This window comes from Paracoccus pantotrophus (assembly GCF_008824185.1).
GTDB lineage: Bacteria > Pseudomonadota > Alphaproteobacteria > Rhodobacterales > Rhodobacteraceae > Paracoccus > Paracoccus pantotrophus.
The window spans coordinates 228,822-243,625 of sequence record NZ_CP044425.1 but is presented as its reverse complement, the minus strand read 5'-3'; the positions used below and the strand labels follow the sequence as shown (position 1 = coordinate 243,625).

13 protein-coding genes are annotated in these 14,804 nt (G+C 67.8%); 1 reads left to right on the top strand and 12 read right to left on the bottom strand.

Annotated elements, in window-relative coordinates:
* Window positions 1-11: 11 nt before the first annotated feature.
* Entirely contained in the window at window positions 12-821 is an 810-nt protein-coding gene (locus ESD82_RS09055; RefSeq protein WP_024844602.1) for an ABC transporter substrate-binding protein, read from the bottom strand.
* A gap of 184 nt (window positions 822-1,005) precedes the next feature.
* Window positions 1,006-2,520 carry an aldehyde dehydrogenase (NADP(+)) gene (locus ESD82_RS09050; protein ID WP_147429305.1) on the bottom strand — a complete coding sequence of 505 codons (1,515 nt, stop codon included), beginning with the start codon at window positions 2,518-2,520 and terminating at the stop codon, window positions 1,006-1,008.
* A 133-nt stretch (window positions 2,521-2,653) separates the two neighbouring features.
* On the opposite strand from ESD82_RS09050, the gene ESD82_RS09045 reads away from it, so the two are divergent.
* Window positions 2,654-3,685, top strand: a complete 1,032-nt coding sequence (locus ESD82_RS09045) for an Ldh family oxidoreductase (protein ID WP_147429306.1) — start codon at window positions 2,654-2,656, stop codon at window positions 3,683-3,685.
* 51 nt (window positions 3,686-3,736) lie between these two features.
* On the opposite strand, the gene ESD82_RS09040 is transcribed toward ESD82_RS09045, so the two are convergent.
* The 10 genes from ESD82_RS09040 to ESD82_RS08995 all read right to left on the bottom strand — a co-directional run bounded on the left by ESD82_RS09040 (window position 3,737) and on the right by ESD82_RS08995 (window position 14,789).
* Window positions 3,737-4,699 carry a dihydrodipicolinate synthase family protein gene (locus tag ESD82_RS09040; protein WP_024844599.1) on the bottom strand — a complete coding sequence of 321 codons (963 nt, stop codon included), beginning with the start codon at window positions 4,697-4,699 and terminating at the stop codon, window positions 3,737-3,739.
* A 102-nt stretch (window positions 4,700-4,801) separates the two neighbouring features.
* Complete coding sequence (locus ESD82_RS09035) at window positions 4,802-5,500, bottom strand: GntR family transcriptional regulator (RefSeq protein WP_028710535.1); 699 nt, start codon at window positions 5,498-5,500, stop codon at window positions 4,802-4,804.
* A 533-nt stretch (window positions 5,501-6,033) separates the two neighbouring features.
* Window positions 6,034-6,831 (bottom strand): 5-deoxy-glucuronate isomerase, encoded by a 798-nt coding sequence (iolB, locus tag ESD82_RS09030; RefSeq protein ID WP_028710536.1) that lies wholly within the window; start codon window positions 6,829-6,831, stop codon window positions 6,034-6,036.
* Entirely contained in the window at window positions 6,828-7,013 is a 186-nt protein-coding gene (locus ESD82_RS09025; protein ID WP_024844597.1) for a hypothetical protein, read from the bottom strand. Before ESD82_RS09025 ends, iolB begins: the two co-directional genes overlap by 4 nt.
* Window positions 7,014-7,017: 4 nt before the next feature.
* Window positions 7,018-7,920, bottom strand: a complete 903-nt coding sequence (gene iolE, locus ESD82_RS09020) for a myo-inosose-2 dehydratase (protein WP_147429307.1) — start codon at window positions 7,918-7,920, stop codon at window positions 7,018-7,020.
* Window positions 7,921-7,929: 9 nt separating this feature from the next.
* Complete coding sequence (gene iolD, locus ESD82_RS09015) at window positions 7,930-9,765, bottom strand: 3D-(3,5/4)-trihydroxycyclohexane-1,2-dione acylhydrolase (decyclizing) (protein WP_147429308.1); 1,836 nt, start codon at window positions 9,763-9,765, stop codon at window positions 7,930-7,932.
* Window positions 9,766-9,871: 106 nt separating this feature from the next.
* Entirely contained in the window at window positions 9,872-11,788 is a 1,917-nt protein-coding gene (locus ESD82_RS09010; RefSeq protein ID WP_147429309.1) for a bifunctional 5-dehydro-2-deoxygluconokinase/5-dehydro-2-deoxyphosphogluconate aldolase, read from the bottom strand.
* A complete protein-coding gene (locus ESD82_RS09005; RefSeq protein ID WP_147429310.1) occupies window positions 11,775-12,902 on the bottom strand; it encodes a Gfo/Idh/MocA family protein in 1,128 nt (375 codons plus the stop codon). Before ESD82_RS09005 ends, ESD82_RS09010 begins: the two co-directional genes overlap by 14 nt.
* Window positions 12,902-13,681, bottom strand: a complete 780-nt coding sequence (locus ESD82_RS09000; protein ID WP_147429311.1) for an ATP-binding cassette domain-containing protein — start codon at window positions 13,679-13,681, stop codon at window positions 12,902-12,904. The genes ESD82_RS09005 and ESD82_RS09000 overlap by 1 nt, the downstream gene beginning before the upstream one ends.
* 1 nt (window position 13,682) lies before the next feature.
* Window positions 13,683-14,789, bottom strand: coding sequence for an ABC transporter permease (locus ESD82_RS08995; protein ID WP_147429312.1), 1,107 nt, complete (start codon window positions 14,787-14,789; stop codon window positions 13,683-13,685).
* Between the last annotated feature and the right edge of the window lie 15 nt (window positions 14,790-14,804).

Sequence of the window (14,804 nt, the reverse complement as noted above, 5' to 3'; positions counted from 1 at the left end):
GGACTGTGGTGTCAGCGATAGACGCCCTGAATGGACAGATCGGCCGGTTCCCCCTCGCCGATCCATTTCTCGTAGAGTTCGGCATAGCGGCCGGTGCGGACCTGCTGGTTGATGAACAGGTTCAGATAGTTGATCAGCCCGTATTCCTCGCGCAGCGTGAACAGCGAGACATAGTCCGGCACCATGGGCGCCTTGTCGACGATCTTGATGCCGGGGAAGTTGCCCGAATTCACATTGGCATTGGCGACCTCGACGGTCGAGACGGTGGCGTCGAGCTGCCCCTGGCTCAGCGCCAGGAACACGTCCGCCTGGGTCTGGTAGGGGCGGAAGGTGCCTTCGCCCCATTCCTTCACCTTGCCTTCCAGCCAGATCGCCTCGTAGGTGCCGGCGGTCGCGCCGACCGTCTTGCCCTTCATGTCCTCCCAGCTGGCCATCTCGACATTGTTGTTGGCGACCACGGCGTTCTCGAAGGCGTAATAGGGGATCGACATGCCGACCGTCTTGGCGCGTTCCAGCGTGTCCGAGGTCGAGGCGACGCCGACATCGACCCGGCCCGACATCAGCGCCGGAATCCGCTCGGGAAAGGGCGTTTCGACGATCTCGGCCTTCACGCCAAGCGCGGCGGCCAGGTCGTTGCAATAATCGACGTCGAAGCCGATCGGGGTGTTGCTTTCGTCGCGCATCCCCATGGGCGGGAAATCCAGCACGACCGCGCAGCGCAGGGTACCCGAGGCGATGATGTCATCCAGCTTGTCCGCATGGGCGGGGACGACAAAGGCGGCAGCCGCCGCGAGGCCGAGCGCAAGCGTCGAAAGTTTCATCATATTTCTCCCTTGTTGGTCGTGCCGGCCTTTCCGGCCGATTCCATATTCCTGATATTCGACTCGACATCGCAGCCAAGCAAACAAAAAATACAACTTGTATGCGAACGAGGTTTTCTGCGGCGGAGTTGGACACCAGGAATAAATCATGTCGCGCTCCACAGTCGTGGCAGCACAGGATGGCTCATTGCAGCTCCTCGGGCAGCAGCCCTTTTGGGAAGTTCTGGTAGCTGACGGGGCGCAGGAAGCGGCGGATGGCCATGGTGCCGACCGAGGTGGCGCCGAAATTGGTGCTGGCCGGATAGGGGCCGCCGTGGACCATGGCGTCGCAAACCTCGACGCCGGTCGGGAAGCCGTTGACCAGCACCCGCCCCGCCTTGCGCTCCAGCACCGGCAAAAGCCCGCGCGCCGCCGGCAGGTCGGCCTCGTCCATGTGAAGCGTCGCGGTCAGCTGCCCCTCGAAGCCGCGCGCCAGGCGCCGCATCTCCTCCAGGTCGCGCACCCGCACCACCAGGCCGAGCGGGCCGAACACCTCCTCGCCAAGCGCGTGGTCCTGCAGCCAGGCCGCGCCCGTGGTCTCGTAGAGGTTCGGGCTGGCCTCGCGGCCCCGGCTTTCGGTGGAAAGCAGCGGCGTCACCGCATTGCGCGCCTCGAAGCGCGCCTGGCCGTCGCGATAGGCGCGGGCGATGCCCTCGGTCAGCATCACCTGCGGGCCGACCTGTTCCAAGGCGGTCCTGGCGGCCGCGGCGAAGCGGTCGGCATCCGCCCCGTCCAGGACCACCGCGATGCCGGGATTGGTGCAGAACTGCCCGGCCCCCATGGTCAAGGATCCCGCCCAGCCGCTGCCGATCTGTTCGGCGCGCGCGGCCAGCGCGGCGGGCAGCAGGAACATCGGGTTCACGGATCCCAGCTCGCCGAAGAACGGGATCGGCTCGGGGCGCGCGGCGCAGAGGTCGAACAGCGCCCGGCCCCCGGCGAGGGAGCCGGTGAAGCCGACCGCCTTGATCAGCGGATGCCGGACCAGCGCCTCGCCCACCTTGCGGTCGCCGCCCTGCACCAGGCTGAAGACGCCCGGATGCGTGCCGGTCCTTGCGATGGCGGCATGGATGGCCTCGGCGACGATCTCGCCGGTGCCGGGATGGGCGCTGTGGCCCTTGACCACCACCGGGCAGCCGGCCGCGAGCGCGGCGGCGGTGTCGCCGCCCGCCGTGGAAAAGGCCAGCGGGAAGTTCGAGGCGCCGAAGACCGCGACCGGGCCGATGGGCCGCTGCACCATGCGGATGTCGGGCCGCGGCAGCGGCTGGCGGTCGGGCAGCGCCGGGTCGTGGCGGCGGTCGAGGTAATCGCCCTTGCGGATATGCGCGGCAAAGAGCCGCAGCTGGCCCACGGTGCGGCCGCGCTCGCCCTCAAGCCGCGCCTCGGGCAGGCCGGTTTCCTGGCAGCCGATCTCGGTGATCGCCTCGGCGCGGGCCTCGATCTCGTCGGCGATGGCCTCCAGCAGCGCCGCCCGTTCCTCGCGCGGGGCCTGGCCGAAGGACCAGAAGGCATCCTCGGCCGCCTCGCAGGCCCGGTTCACCAGTGTGACCGTGCCGGCCGAAAACGCATGCGAGGGGCCATGCGCCGGGGCGCTGGCGAAACGCTGCTCGCCGGCGACCCAGTCGCCACCGATCAGGTGCTTGCCGTGGGGGGTGAAGACCATCGCCGATCCTTCCTTTCAAAATCACCGGCAGGGGCCCGGTCCCGGATGGGCCTCAACCGCCTTTGAATTTTTGTATATTACATGTATGCAAGAAGTCAATCGCGGATGAACCGCCGTGCCAGAGAGGAAAATCATGGAACAGACACTGACCTTCGAGGCCCTGCGGGAGCGCATCGAAAGGATTTTCCGGCAGGCCGGGATGAACACGGTCCAGGCTGCCTCGCTTTCGCGCGTGATCGCGGCCGGAGAGCGGGACGGGTGCAAGTCGCATGGCATCTATCGGATCGAAGGCGTCCTGCGCACGCTGAAGGCCGGCAAGGTCCAAGGCACGGCCAAGCCGGAACTCGATCCGGGCAGCGACGGGGCCGTCGTGCGGGTCAACGCGCAGGGTGGCTTCTCCAACCCCGCCTTCGAGCTTGGCCTGCCCGTCCTGGCGGATCGTGCGAAGCAATTGGGACTGGCGGCGCTGGTGATCAATGACTGTACCCATTTCGCCGCCCTGTGGCCCGAGATCGAGGCGGTCGCGGATCACGGCCTTGCCGCGATGGTGATGTGCCCCAGCTATGCGACCGTGGCGCCGGCCGGCGGCACGCGGCCCCTGCTGGGCACCAATCCCTTCGCCTTCGGCTGGCCGCGGCAGGGGCGCGAGCCCTATGTCTTCGACTTCGCGACCTCGGTCGCGGCCCGGGGCGAGATCGAACTGCACCGGCGCGCCGGCAAGCCCTTGCCCGAGGGCTGGGCGATGGACGCATCGGGCCAGCCCACCACCGATCCCGAGGCGGCGCTGGCCGGCGCCATGCTGCCCTTTGGCGGGCACAAGGGATCGGCCATCGGCACGATGATCGAACTGCTCGCGGGCGTCATGATCGGCGATCTGACCAGCCCCGAGGTTCTGGATTTCCTGGGCACCACGACGCTTGCACCCTTTCACGGAGAGCTGATCCTGGCCCTGTCGCCCGAGAAATTCGCGGCCGGCCGCGAAGGCGATCCGTTCGCGCGGGCCGAGCTGCTGTTCGCGGCGATCCAGGGCCAGGGCGCCCGCCTGCCCTCGCAACGCCGGTTCGCCGCGCGGCAAAAGGCGCTGGCAGAGGGGATCGCCCTGACCGGGGCAGAGGTCGCGCAGCTTGACCGCCTGCTCGAACTGGGCCTAGACGCGGTCGCCTGAGGCGAAAGGAAAAGGCCCTTCCGCTACCGGAAGGGCCTCGGGCCGCGGCGGTCAGGCGGCGTATTTCTGCACCGCGCCCGGCTGCTTGCTCCATTCCGCATACCAGGTCTTGAACTGGTCGAACTGCTTTTCGGCCCAGACCCGCTGGCTGGGGGTCAGCTCGTCGGTTTCATTGAAGTGCAGGCGGTATTCCGCCTCGCCCTGCAGGACCATCATGTGCTTGTAATACAGCACCAGGTCGGTCCCCTCGTCCCAGGAGGACAGCACCTCCAGCGCCTCGCCCAGTTCCTGCGCGCGCTGCCGCGCGTCCACATCACCGGCGGCCGCCGCCTTCGACAGCGCGACGAAATGCAGGATTTCCTTGGGGATGACATTGCCGATGCCGGTGATCGTGCCGGTGGCGCCGCATTTGACGTAGCCGTGATAGACGCCGGTATCGACCCCGGCCATCAGGATCACGCTTTCATCGGCGCTGGTGATGTGCTCGGCGGCATAGCTCATCGCCTTGGCGCCGCCGAATTCCTTGAAGCCGACAAGGTTCGGATGCTCGGCACGCAGCGCGAAGAACAGGTCCGCCTTGGTCTCGAACCCGTAATAGGGGCTGTTGTAGATCACCGCGGGCAGGTCGGGCGCAGCCGCCAGGATCGCCTTGAAATGGTGGCGCTGCGCCGTGGCCGAGGCACCACGCGACAGCACCCGGGGAATGACCATCAGCCCTGCCGCGCCGACCTTCTGCGCATGGGCGGCATGGGCCACGGCCAGGGCCGAGTTCACCGCCCCCGTTCCCACGATCACCGGCAGCCCGGCCTTGACCAGCCGTTCCACCCCCTCCATCCGCTGCGCATCGGTCAGAAGCGGCCAGTCGCCCATCGAGCCACAATAGACCACCGCCGACATTCCCGCCGCGATCAGTTCCTGCCCCTTGCGCACCAGGGCGTCGTAATCGGGCCGGCGGTCGGCGGTGCAGGGTGTCATCAGGGCGGGAATGACGCCGGTGAAGATCTGGGTGTTCATCGATGATGGCTCCTTCTGTCGCGCAGGGGCGGGATGGCTGATTCTCTCAACCACCATTTTAGTCTTTGCATTTTATTTGTCGACAAAGAATCGACGTGGCGCCTACAGCGGCAAGGATTGTCGCTGGTCGCGGGCCAGGAACTGCTGGATCTGGCGGACGATCTGGTCCGCATGCGCCTTTGCCAGCCGGTCGCACAGCTCGACATCCCGTGCCGCGATCGCCGCGATCATCGCTTCGTGCTCATCGACATATTCGCGCGGCAGGCGGTCGTTGAACGACTGGTAATACAGTCGCAAAAGCCGGCGCCCTTCGTCCAGGAGGCGCAGGAACAGGCCGGTGTAATAGGGATTGCGGCCGGCCTCGGCGATGGCCGCATGCAGGTCGCGATTGGAGGCGATCATCGCCAGCGCGTCCTGCGCCTCGACCGCGGCGGTGAACCTGGCCTGATGCTCGCGGATGATTTCCAGATCGGCGGGCTGGTGATGGCTTGCCGCCAACCTGGTGGTCACGCGATACATCAGCGTCAGGGCGTCGAAGAACGTGTGCATGTTGAGAAAGTCGATATTGGCGACCATGGTCGAGCGGTTCGGCAGCGTCTCGACCAGCCCCTCGCCCGCCAGCCGCACCAGGGCCTCGCGGATCGGCGTCCGGGACATGCCGAAGCGTTCGGCCAGCTGCACTTCGTCGATGGGGCTGCCCGGCGGCAGGACCAGATCCAGGATTTCGTCGCGCAGCGAGTCATAGACCAGCTTGACGCCCGATCCGCGCCTGCGCTCGGGAAAGGTCTCTGTCTCGGCCATGGCGCAACTCCTGAAAATGCCGTCAAGCAACGTCGACAACTTGAATACTTAGAGTTTGCTGGCCGTTCAATCCTCCTGCGAGCTTTGCCCATGAGCACAGGAGCCTCCGTATGAGCGCGGGATTGCTTTGCCAGAAGGCGTACTTGGCAGGGCGCTGCCACAGGATATTCGATCTGGAAAAGATCTGCCGAACCGGTCAGCCGGCTACCTATGCTCGACCAGGATCGGGTGCGGCCCTCATTTGGCGGAGCCTACAGCGCCTCGATTTCATCACTGCAGAGAGCTTGGCGGGCTTCTGCCCTCGTCGTGCAGAGCGTGCGGGCCGGAGCAGCTGATTCGCATCTCTTCGTCAGCAGGCTCCTGCTGGAGGGTCAGGAGGACGCCATTTCATCCCGTCTTTGCACCACTTGCCCTCCTTTGACGCACCGTCGTCCTTGGCGGCAATCTTGTCCGTGCCGTTGTACCGGGCCAAAGCCGGCGCATTGGCATGTCATTTCAGAATATGCCCCGACGCCCGCCGCTTCCCGGCGAGATTATCTCGGCATCATGTGCTCGACCTCTGGCGCGGGGAGGAATCGCCAGGCCCGGCGCGGCCCGGCCATGACGTTGAGGTAGTAGAGCTCGAAACCGTGGGGGGCGCCGCAGGGGTGGTGGCCGCGGGGGACCAGCACCACATCGCCATCCTTCACCGCCATTGTCTCGTCCAGCGACCCGTCATCGGTATAGACCCGCTGCACCGCCCAGCCATCCCTAGGGTTCAGGCGGTGGTAATAGGTCTCCTCCAGATAGGTGATGCGGGGGAAATCGTCCTCGTCATGGCGGTGGCTGGGATAGCTCGACCAATGCCCGGCAGGGGTGAAGACCTCGGTGACCAGCAGCGAGTCGCAGAAATCCTCGGCCTCCATGGCGATGTTGTTGATGAAGCGGGTGTTGCTGCCCTCGCCGCGCTGGGTCAGCGCGATGCCCTCGGGGCCGATGCGCCGCGCCGCGTGCCCGCCCCGGCCGGGGGCCGAGCAGACCGCGATGGTGCAATCGGTCTCGGTCACCGCCTCCCAGCCTTCACCGTTCGGGACATAGAGGCAATGCGGCGGCGTCTTCTCGAAGACATCCATGCGCTCGCCCAGCACGCCCCAGTCCTGCCCGGCGGCCCGGATCCTGGCCTTGCCCTCGACCATGACCAGGACGACCTCGCGATCCCCGGTCGCCTCGGCGGCAGTTTCCCCGGCCCGCAGCCGGTAGAGCGAGAAGCCGACATAGCGCCAGCCGGCGGATTGCGGGGTGATCTCATGCACCTTGCCATGGGTGCCGAAGGGGCGGCGGAGCAGGCTCATCGGTCCTCCTTGCGGTTCAGGAAAAGCATCACGAAAAGATAGGCCCCCGCCGCGCCGAACAGGATCGCCCAGAAGGCCGAGCCGCTGGCGGCCTCGAACCCCGCCCAGGCGAGCGGCAGCAGGACGCAGAGGACACGGACCCGGAGCGGGCGAAAGAACGGGTGGCGGGGATCGACCAGCACGGGATCAGCCCCTGTCGAGGCCCGCGGCGCGCGCCGCCGCCTTCAGCGACTTCAGGCCGAGGGACTGGTATTCCAGCGGGTTATATCGGCCAGGATCCTGCTCGGCCTCGATCACCAGCCAGCCGTCATAGCCGGCCTCGGCCAGGATCTTCAGCAGCGGCTGGAAGTCGATGGCGCCCTCGGGATCGCCGGGCACGGTAAAGGCCCCGGCCAGCACGCCCTGCAGGAAGCTCATGTCCCGGGCGCGCACCTCCTCGGTCACGGCGCGGCGGATGTTCTTGGCGTGGAAATGCGCCACCCGGCCGACATGCTTTCTCAGCACCGTCTCGGGATCGCCGCCGCCGAAGGTGCAATGCCCGGCATCGAACAGCAGATGCGTCGCCGGCCCGGTCGCGGCCATGAAGGCGTCGATCTCCTCGGGGCTCTCGACCACGGTGCCCATGTGGTGGTGATAGGCCAGGGTGATGCCCTGCCCGGCCAGATAAGCCGCGAATGCCTCCATCCTGCGGCCGAACTCGGCCATTTCCGCGGGCGTCAGGCGCGGCCGGGCATTGACCGGCATGTCGGGCCGGCCATGCACGGTGTTCGAACATTCGCAGGCGATGCAGACCTTGCAGCCATTGGCCCTGAGCTTGGCCAGATGCTCCTGCACCGCCGCGATCTCCGCCTCGACCGAGCGGGTCAGCAGCGCGGTCGAATACCAGCCCGAGACGAATTTCAGCCCGTAGCGGCCCAGGAGCTCCTTGAGCGCCTGCGGGTCCGAGGGCCAGCGATGGCCGTTCTCGATGCCGTCGAAGCCGATGACCTCGCCCGCCTCGTGCAGGATCTGCTCGGTCGGGATGTGGGCGCCGATCGACGGGTCGTCGTCATTGGCCCAGGCGATGGGATTGGTTCCATAGCGGATCATGGCTGTTCCTCAGTCGAAGATGCGTTGCTTTGCCGCGTTGGCGTCGTAGCGCGCGCGGGCCTGTTCAAGCCGCGCGGGCCCGCCGGCCTGGGGCACCGCGACGTCCCACCAGTGCCCGCCCACATCCAGCCCCGGCACCGCATCGGTGTCGATCACGATCACCGTCGGGATGTCGCGGGCGCGCGCCGCGACGATCCTGGCCTCCAGCTCGGCGATGCCGGCGGCCTTTTCGGCATGGGCGCCCATCGAGGCGGCATGGGCCACGAAGTCGATCTCGGGCTGCGCCGCGACATTGCTGTCCTTGTACATGTTGTTGAACTCGGCCCCGCCGCATTCGATCTGCAACCGGTTGATGCAGCCATAGCCGCGATTGTCGGTCAGAACCACGGTGAAGGGCACGCGGCGCATCACCGCCGTCGCCAGCTCGCTGTTGGCCATCATGTAGCTGCCGTCGCCGACGAAGCAGATCACCTCGCGATCCGGCGCGGCCAGCTTGATGCCCATGGCGCCCGCGACCTCGTAGCCCATGCAGGAATAGCCGTATTCCATGTGATAGCCGCCCGGCGCCGCCTGCCACAGAACCTGGAGCGCGCCGGGCATGGTGCCGGCCGCGCACATCGCCACGGTATTGGCGCGCGCCACCCGCTGCACCGCGCCGATCACCTGCGCATCGGTCGGCAGGGCATTGCCCTCCGCCGGCGCGGCGGTCACGCGGGCCACCGCCTCATGCCAATCCCGCCGCGCGGCAGGATCGTGCCAGTCGAAGCGCCTGTCGCCCAGTGCCGCGCCGATCCGCTGCAACGCCACCCCGGCATCGCCGACCAGCGGCGTGGCGCCATGCTTCTGCGCGTCGTAACCGGCCAGGTTGATCGACAAAAGCCGCCGCCCCGGCTCGGCGAAGACCGTCCAGGAGCCGGTGGTGAAATCCTGGAACCGCGTGCCGAGCCCGATCACCAGGTCGGCCCGCGCGGCCAGCTCGTTCGCGCAGGCCGATCCGGTCACGCCGGGCGAGCCGAAGTTCAGCTCATGCTCCCAGGACAGCGCCGACTTGCCGGCCTGGGTTTCCACCACCGGGATGCCGTGGCGGGTCGCGAAATCCGCCAGCTCCGCCTCGGCGCCGGAATAAAGCACCCCGCCGCCCGCGACGATCACCGGCCGCTTCGCGGCGGCGATCATGCGCACCGCCTCGGCCAGTTCGGCCGGGTCGGGCTCGGGCCGGCGGATGCGCCAGATCTTCGGCTCGAAGAAGCGTTCCGGGTAATCGAAGGCCTCGGCCTGCACGTCCTGGCAGAAGGCCAGCGTGACCGGGCCGCAATTCGCCGGGTCGGTCATCACCCGCAGCGCCCGGGGCAAGGCGGTCAGCAGCTGCTCGGGGCGCTGGATGCGGTCGAAATAGCGGCTGACCGGGCGGAAGCAGTCATTGGCGCTGACCGTGCCGTCGTCGAAATCCTCGATCTGCTGCAGCACCGGGTCGGGACGGCGGTTGGCAAAGACATCGCCCGGAATGAACAGCACCGGCAGGCGGTTGACATGCGCCAGCGCCGCCGCCGTGACCATGTTCGTCGCCCCCGGCCCGATCGAGGAGGTCACCGCCATGGCCCGCCTGCGCCGCATGGTCTTGGCATAGGCGATGGCGGCATGGGCCATGGTCTGCTCGTTCTGGCCGCGCCAGGTCGGGAAGGCGGCGCCGATGCCGTGCAGCGCCTCGCCGATGCCGGCGACATTGCCATGGCCGAAGATCGCCCAGCAACCCTCGATGAACCGTTCGCCCTCCTCGGTCATCTGCACGGAAAGCCAGCGCATCATCGCCTGCGCCGCCGTCAGCCGGATCGTGTTGCCGCTCATCCCCTATCCTCCCGGACCAAGGCCGGTCCTTTTCCGTTTTCCAAATACCCTCGGGTGAATTGGCCGCAGGCCAAGAGGGGCGAAGCCCCGGCGCATGAAAGCCCGCTCATGCCGCCTGCCGCCCGGCGGCGCGCGCCTCGTCCCAGATCGCGCACAGGTTTTGATAACGCGCCGCCATCTCCTGCACCGCCTCCTCGTCGCCGATGCGGCCCGCCAGCCAGTCCCGCGCCACCGCACCGAAGATCGTCCGGCCCACGGCAAAGCCCCGCACCAGCGGGAACCCGGCCGCGACCTTGAAGCTGGCGGCCAGTTCCGCCTCGGGCGCCTCCAGCCCCAGCACCACGATGCCGCGGGTGTGGCGGTCGTGTTCCTCGATGGCGTCGATGGCATTCTGCCAGGCGGCCGCGGTCGTCATCGGTTCCAGCTTCCACCAGTCGGGCCGGATCCCGGCGCCATAGAACCGCCGGATCAGCGCCGCGGCGGTCCCGTCATCCACCGGCCCGACCTTCGAGGGGATGATCTCCAGCAGGAATTCCAGCCCGTTGCGGCGCGCGGCCGTGAACAGGCGCTTGACGGTTGCCTCCTGGGCGGCGCGCGTTTCCGCGTCGTCCTCGGGATGGCAGAAGCACAGCACCTTGACCACGTCCTGGCGCGCCCATTCGGCCAGCCCGCCGCAATCCGGGCCCAGTTCCGGTTCCAGCTCCAGCGGCCGCGAGCCAGGGTCTTCGCAGGGCCGCCCGATCCACAGCCCGGTCCCCGAGGCCGCATGCAGCGCCCGCCGCCCGATGCGGTCGTCGCAGAGGATGCCGTAGCCGGGCCGGCCATCCTGCACCCGCAAGGCCGCGCGCAGGCAAAGCTGCTTGAAGGCGCCGCCCTTCTCAAGGCTGTAGCACGCCATCTCCTCGAGCTGGGCGCGGTGGTCGAAGGCAAAGACCCGCAGCGTGGACCAGTCCCCGGCGCCCGGACCCGTGCGGGTCGTGGCCCAGTGCATCTGTTCCAGTTCCGCGTCGTTGCGCAGGTCCGGCCGCAGCACGCCGCGCCCCAGGAAGAACTCCAGTTCCGCCAGCGACGGATAGGCCGGGGTGCAGCCATGGCGCGAGACCGCAAACGCCCCGCAGGCATTGGCATATTCCAGCGCGCGCGGCCAGCCCTCGCCGTCCAGCCAGCCCTTCAGCAACCCGGAAAAGAACCCGTCGCCCGCCCCCAGCACGTTGAAGACCTCGATCGGGAAGCCGGGGCCGGTCTGGCCGCTGTCCCAGCCGTCGATCGCGCCCTCGAAGGCCACCGCGCCGGCCGCGCCGCGCTTGCAGACCAGCGTGGCATCGCTGACCGCCCGCACCGCGCGCAGCGCCGCGATGGTGTCGGTCGTGCCGCCGGCGATGTGGAATTCCTCCTCGGTGCCGACGATCAGGTCGAAAAGATGCAGCGTCGATTGCAGCTTGGCGGTCACCGCGGCGCTTGCGACAAAGCGGCTTTCGCCCGCGCCATGCCCGGCCAGGCCCCAGAGGTTCGGGCGATAATCGATGTCCAGCGCCGTCTTCGCGCCATGCTTCCTCGCCAGGTCCAGCGCCTTCAGCACCGCCGCCTCGGTGCGCGGATGGCTCAGATGCGTCCCGGTGGCCAGCACCGAGCGCGCCTCGGCGATGAAGCCCTCGTCGATATCCGCCACGCTCAGCGCCATGTCGGCGCAGTTCTCGCGATAGAAGATCAGCGGGAAGCTGTCCTCGTCGCGGATGCCCAGGAGCACCAGCGCCGTCAGCCGCTCGGGATCGGTGGCGACGCCGCGCACATCGACGCCCTCGCGGGCCAGCTGCTCGCGGATGAAGCGGCCCATATGCTCGTCCCCGACCTTCGTGATCACCGCAGACCGCAGCCCCAGCCGCGCAACCCCGCAGGCGATATTCGTCGGAGACCCGCCCACATACTTCGCAAACGACCCCATGTCCTCCAACCGACCCCCGACCTGCTGGCCGTAAAGATCAACCGACGAACGGCCGAGCGTGATAACGTCAAGCGTCTTCATGGATATCCTCCTGCACGCGCACCGGCCTGCCCTGCGAGACGGCCATGGCATGAATGATGCGCTCGATCTGCAACCCTGCGGCGAAATCCGGCCCCGGATTGGGCGCACCGCCGATGGCGGCGACCAGGTCGCGGCATTCCACGACCTTCTGTTCGTTGAAGCCGAAATTATGGCCCGGTGCCGGGCAGAAGGCGGCGAAATCGGGCTGGCCCGGGCCGGTCAGGTGGCGGGTGAAGCCCGGCTCGTCCGCGCGATGGACCCACAGCTCGTTCATGCTCTCCTGGTCGAAGACCAGCGTGCCACCGCTGCCATGAACTTCCCATTGCAACCGGCACTTGCGGCCCCGCGCCACGCGCGAGGTCGCAAACGACCCCTGTGCGCCCGAGGCAAAGCGGATCAGCGCCAGCGCGCTGTCCTCGTTTTCCACCGCGCGCGGGCCCTCGGGCGAAGGCCGCGTGGGCACCGCGATCTGGGTGATGGCCGTGACCTCGGCCACCGGGCCCATCAGCGCGACCATCTGGCTGACCAGATGGCAGCCCAGGTCGCCAAGCGCGCCAAGGCCGCCGCCCTCATGGGTCATCCGCCAGGACCAGGGCAGGTCGGGATCGGCGGAATAATCCTCGTCATAGACGCCGCGGAAGACCAGCGGCCGACCGATGGCGCCATCGGCGATCATCGCCCGCGCGGCCTGAAAGGCCGGGCTGCGCAGGTAGTTGTAGCCCAGCATCGTCACCTGGCCGGGATGGGCGGCGGCCAGGTCGGCCATCGCCTGCGCGTCATCCAGGGTCAGCGCCATCGGCTTTTCCAGCCAGACATGCTTGCCGGCGCGCAGGGCGGCCTCGGCCATCGGGCGATGCAGCCCGTTCGGCGTGGTGATCGAGACCACGTCCACCGCCGGATCCGCCAGCGCCACCTGCCAATCGGCGCTGGCGCGGGTGAAACCGAACTGCGCGGCCATCGCCTGCGCCCTGTCTTCGGGCGTGTCACACAGGATCTCCAGCCGGGGATGGGCGCCGCCGAAGACCGTGGCGACATTGCGCCATGCCATCGCGTGGCACTTGCCCATGAAGCCGGTGCCGATCAGCGCCACGCCAATGCTCTGCCCGGCCGGCATCAGATCGTCCCCCCGAGGCTGCTTTCCAGCTGCGCCAGTTCCTGCCCCCCGGCCATCAGATCCTGCAATTCGGTGGCGTCGATCTCGCCCTTCTTCGCGGTTCCCAGCGTCTGGCCGCGATTGAGCACCGTGAAGCGGTCGCCCACCGCCAGCGCGTGGCGGACGTTGTGGCTGATGAAGACCACGCCGACGCCCTGGCTGCGGACCCGCGCGATGGTGGCCAGCACGTTCGAGGTCTGGCGCACGCCAAGCGCGCTGGTCGGCTCGTCCAGGATCAGCACCTTGGCGCCGAAATGGACCGCGCGGGCGATGGCGACGGTCTGGCGCTCGCCGCCCGACAGGGTGCCCACGGCCTGGTCGGGGGCGCGCAGGTTGATGCCCATGCGGCGCATCTCTTCCATGGTGATGCGGTTGGCGGCCTCCAGGTCCAGGCGCTTGAACGGGCCGCGTCCCTTGGTGGGCTCCCGCCCCATGAAGAAGTTGCGCGTCACGCTCATCAGCGGGATCATGGCCAGGTCCTGGAACACCGTGGCGATCCCGGCCTCCATCGCGTCGCGGGGGCTGTCGAAGGACATCGGTTTGCCCTCGAAGGTGATCGTGCCCTCGGTCGGCTTGTGGACGCCCGACATGGTCTTGATGAAGGTCGACTTGCCCGCGCCGTTGTCGCCCAGAAGGCAGTGGCATTCGCCCGGCCGCACGTCGAAGGTCACGCCGTTCAGGGCGATGACATTGCCGAAATGCTTCTTGATGTTTTCCATGTGGATGATGGGTTCGGACATCTCAGCGTTCCCCCGTCACGCGCTTGCGGATGGCGTTGTTGAACACCACGGCCAGGAGCAGCATCCCGCCCAGGAAGACCTGGAACCAGTCCTGGTCGAAGCCGGTATAGGTCAGCCCGATCGTGACCATGCCGAAGATGATCGCGCCGAAGAAGGCGCCGATGGCGGAACCGTAGCCGCCGGTCAGCAGGCAGCCGCCGATCACCGCGGTGATGATCGCCTCGAATTCCTTCATGAAGCCGCGCCGCGCATCGGTCGAGCCCGAGTCGATCACGGTGATGATCGCCACCAGCGCCGCCGCGCAGGCGGTCAGCATGAAGAGCGAGATCTTGACGCGGCGGACCGGCACGCCGGAATTCTGCGCCGCGTTCCGGTCGCCGCCGGTGGCGAAGATCCAGTTGCCGGCGGGCGTGCGCAGCAGCACCCAGGTGGCGACCAGCGCGAAGGCGATGAACCACAGGATCTCGACCGGGACGCCCGGCACCGTCGGCGCGCCCGAGCGCAGCTTGCCGATCCAGCCCATCTCGGCCATCCAGCGAAACAGCCCGCCGAAGGCGTCGCCCGAGAAGACTGGCGCCAGCCAGTCGCCCGACACCGCCTCGCGCACGCCGCGCAGCTGGGTCGAGCCGCCGGTGAACATCTTCAGCCCGACCAGCGAGGCGCCGCGCAAAATGAACAGGAAGGCCAGCGTTACGATGAAGCTGGGCAGGCCGGTGCGGATCACGATGGCGCCGTTCAGCGCCCCCATCGCGGCAGAAAAGCCCATGGTCAGCGGAATCGCGAAGATCAGCGGCAGGCCCATGTTGACCACCAGCACGCCGAAGATCATCCCGGCAAAAGCCACCATCGAGCCGATGGACAGGTCGAACTCGCCGCCGATCATCAGCATGGCGGCAGCGATGCCCAGGATGCCCAGCTGCGCGGCGGGCGTCAGGAAGTTCATGATGCCGGGCAGCGTGAACATGGCCGGGCTTGCGGTGATCAGAAAGAAGATGGTGACCAGCACCACGCCGCCCATCGCGCCCAGTTCGGGACGCTTCATCAGTCTGGTCGCAAGAGATTCAGCCTTGATCCGCTCGTCCGCGGATGGGGTTCTGTCCGAGGCCATGGGTTTTCCCCTCCC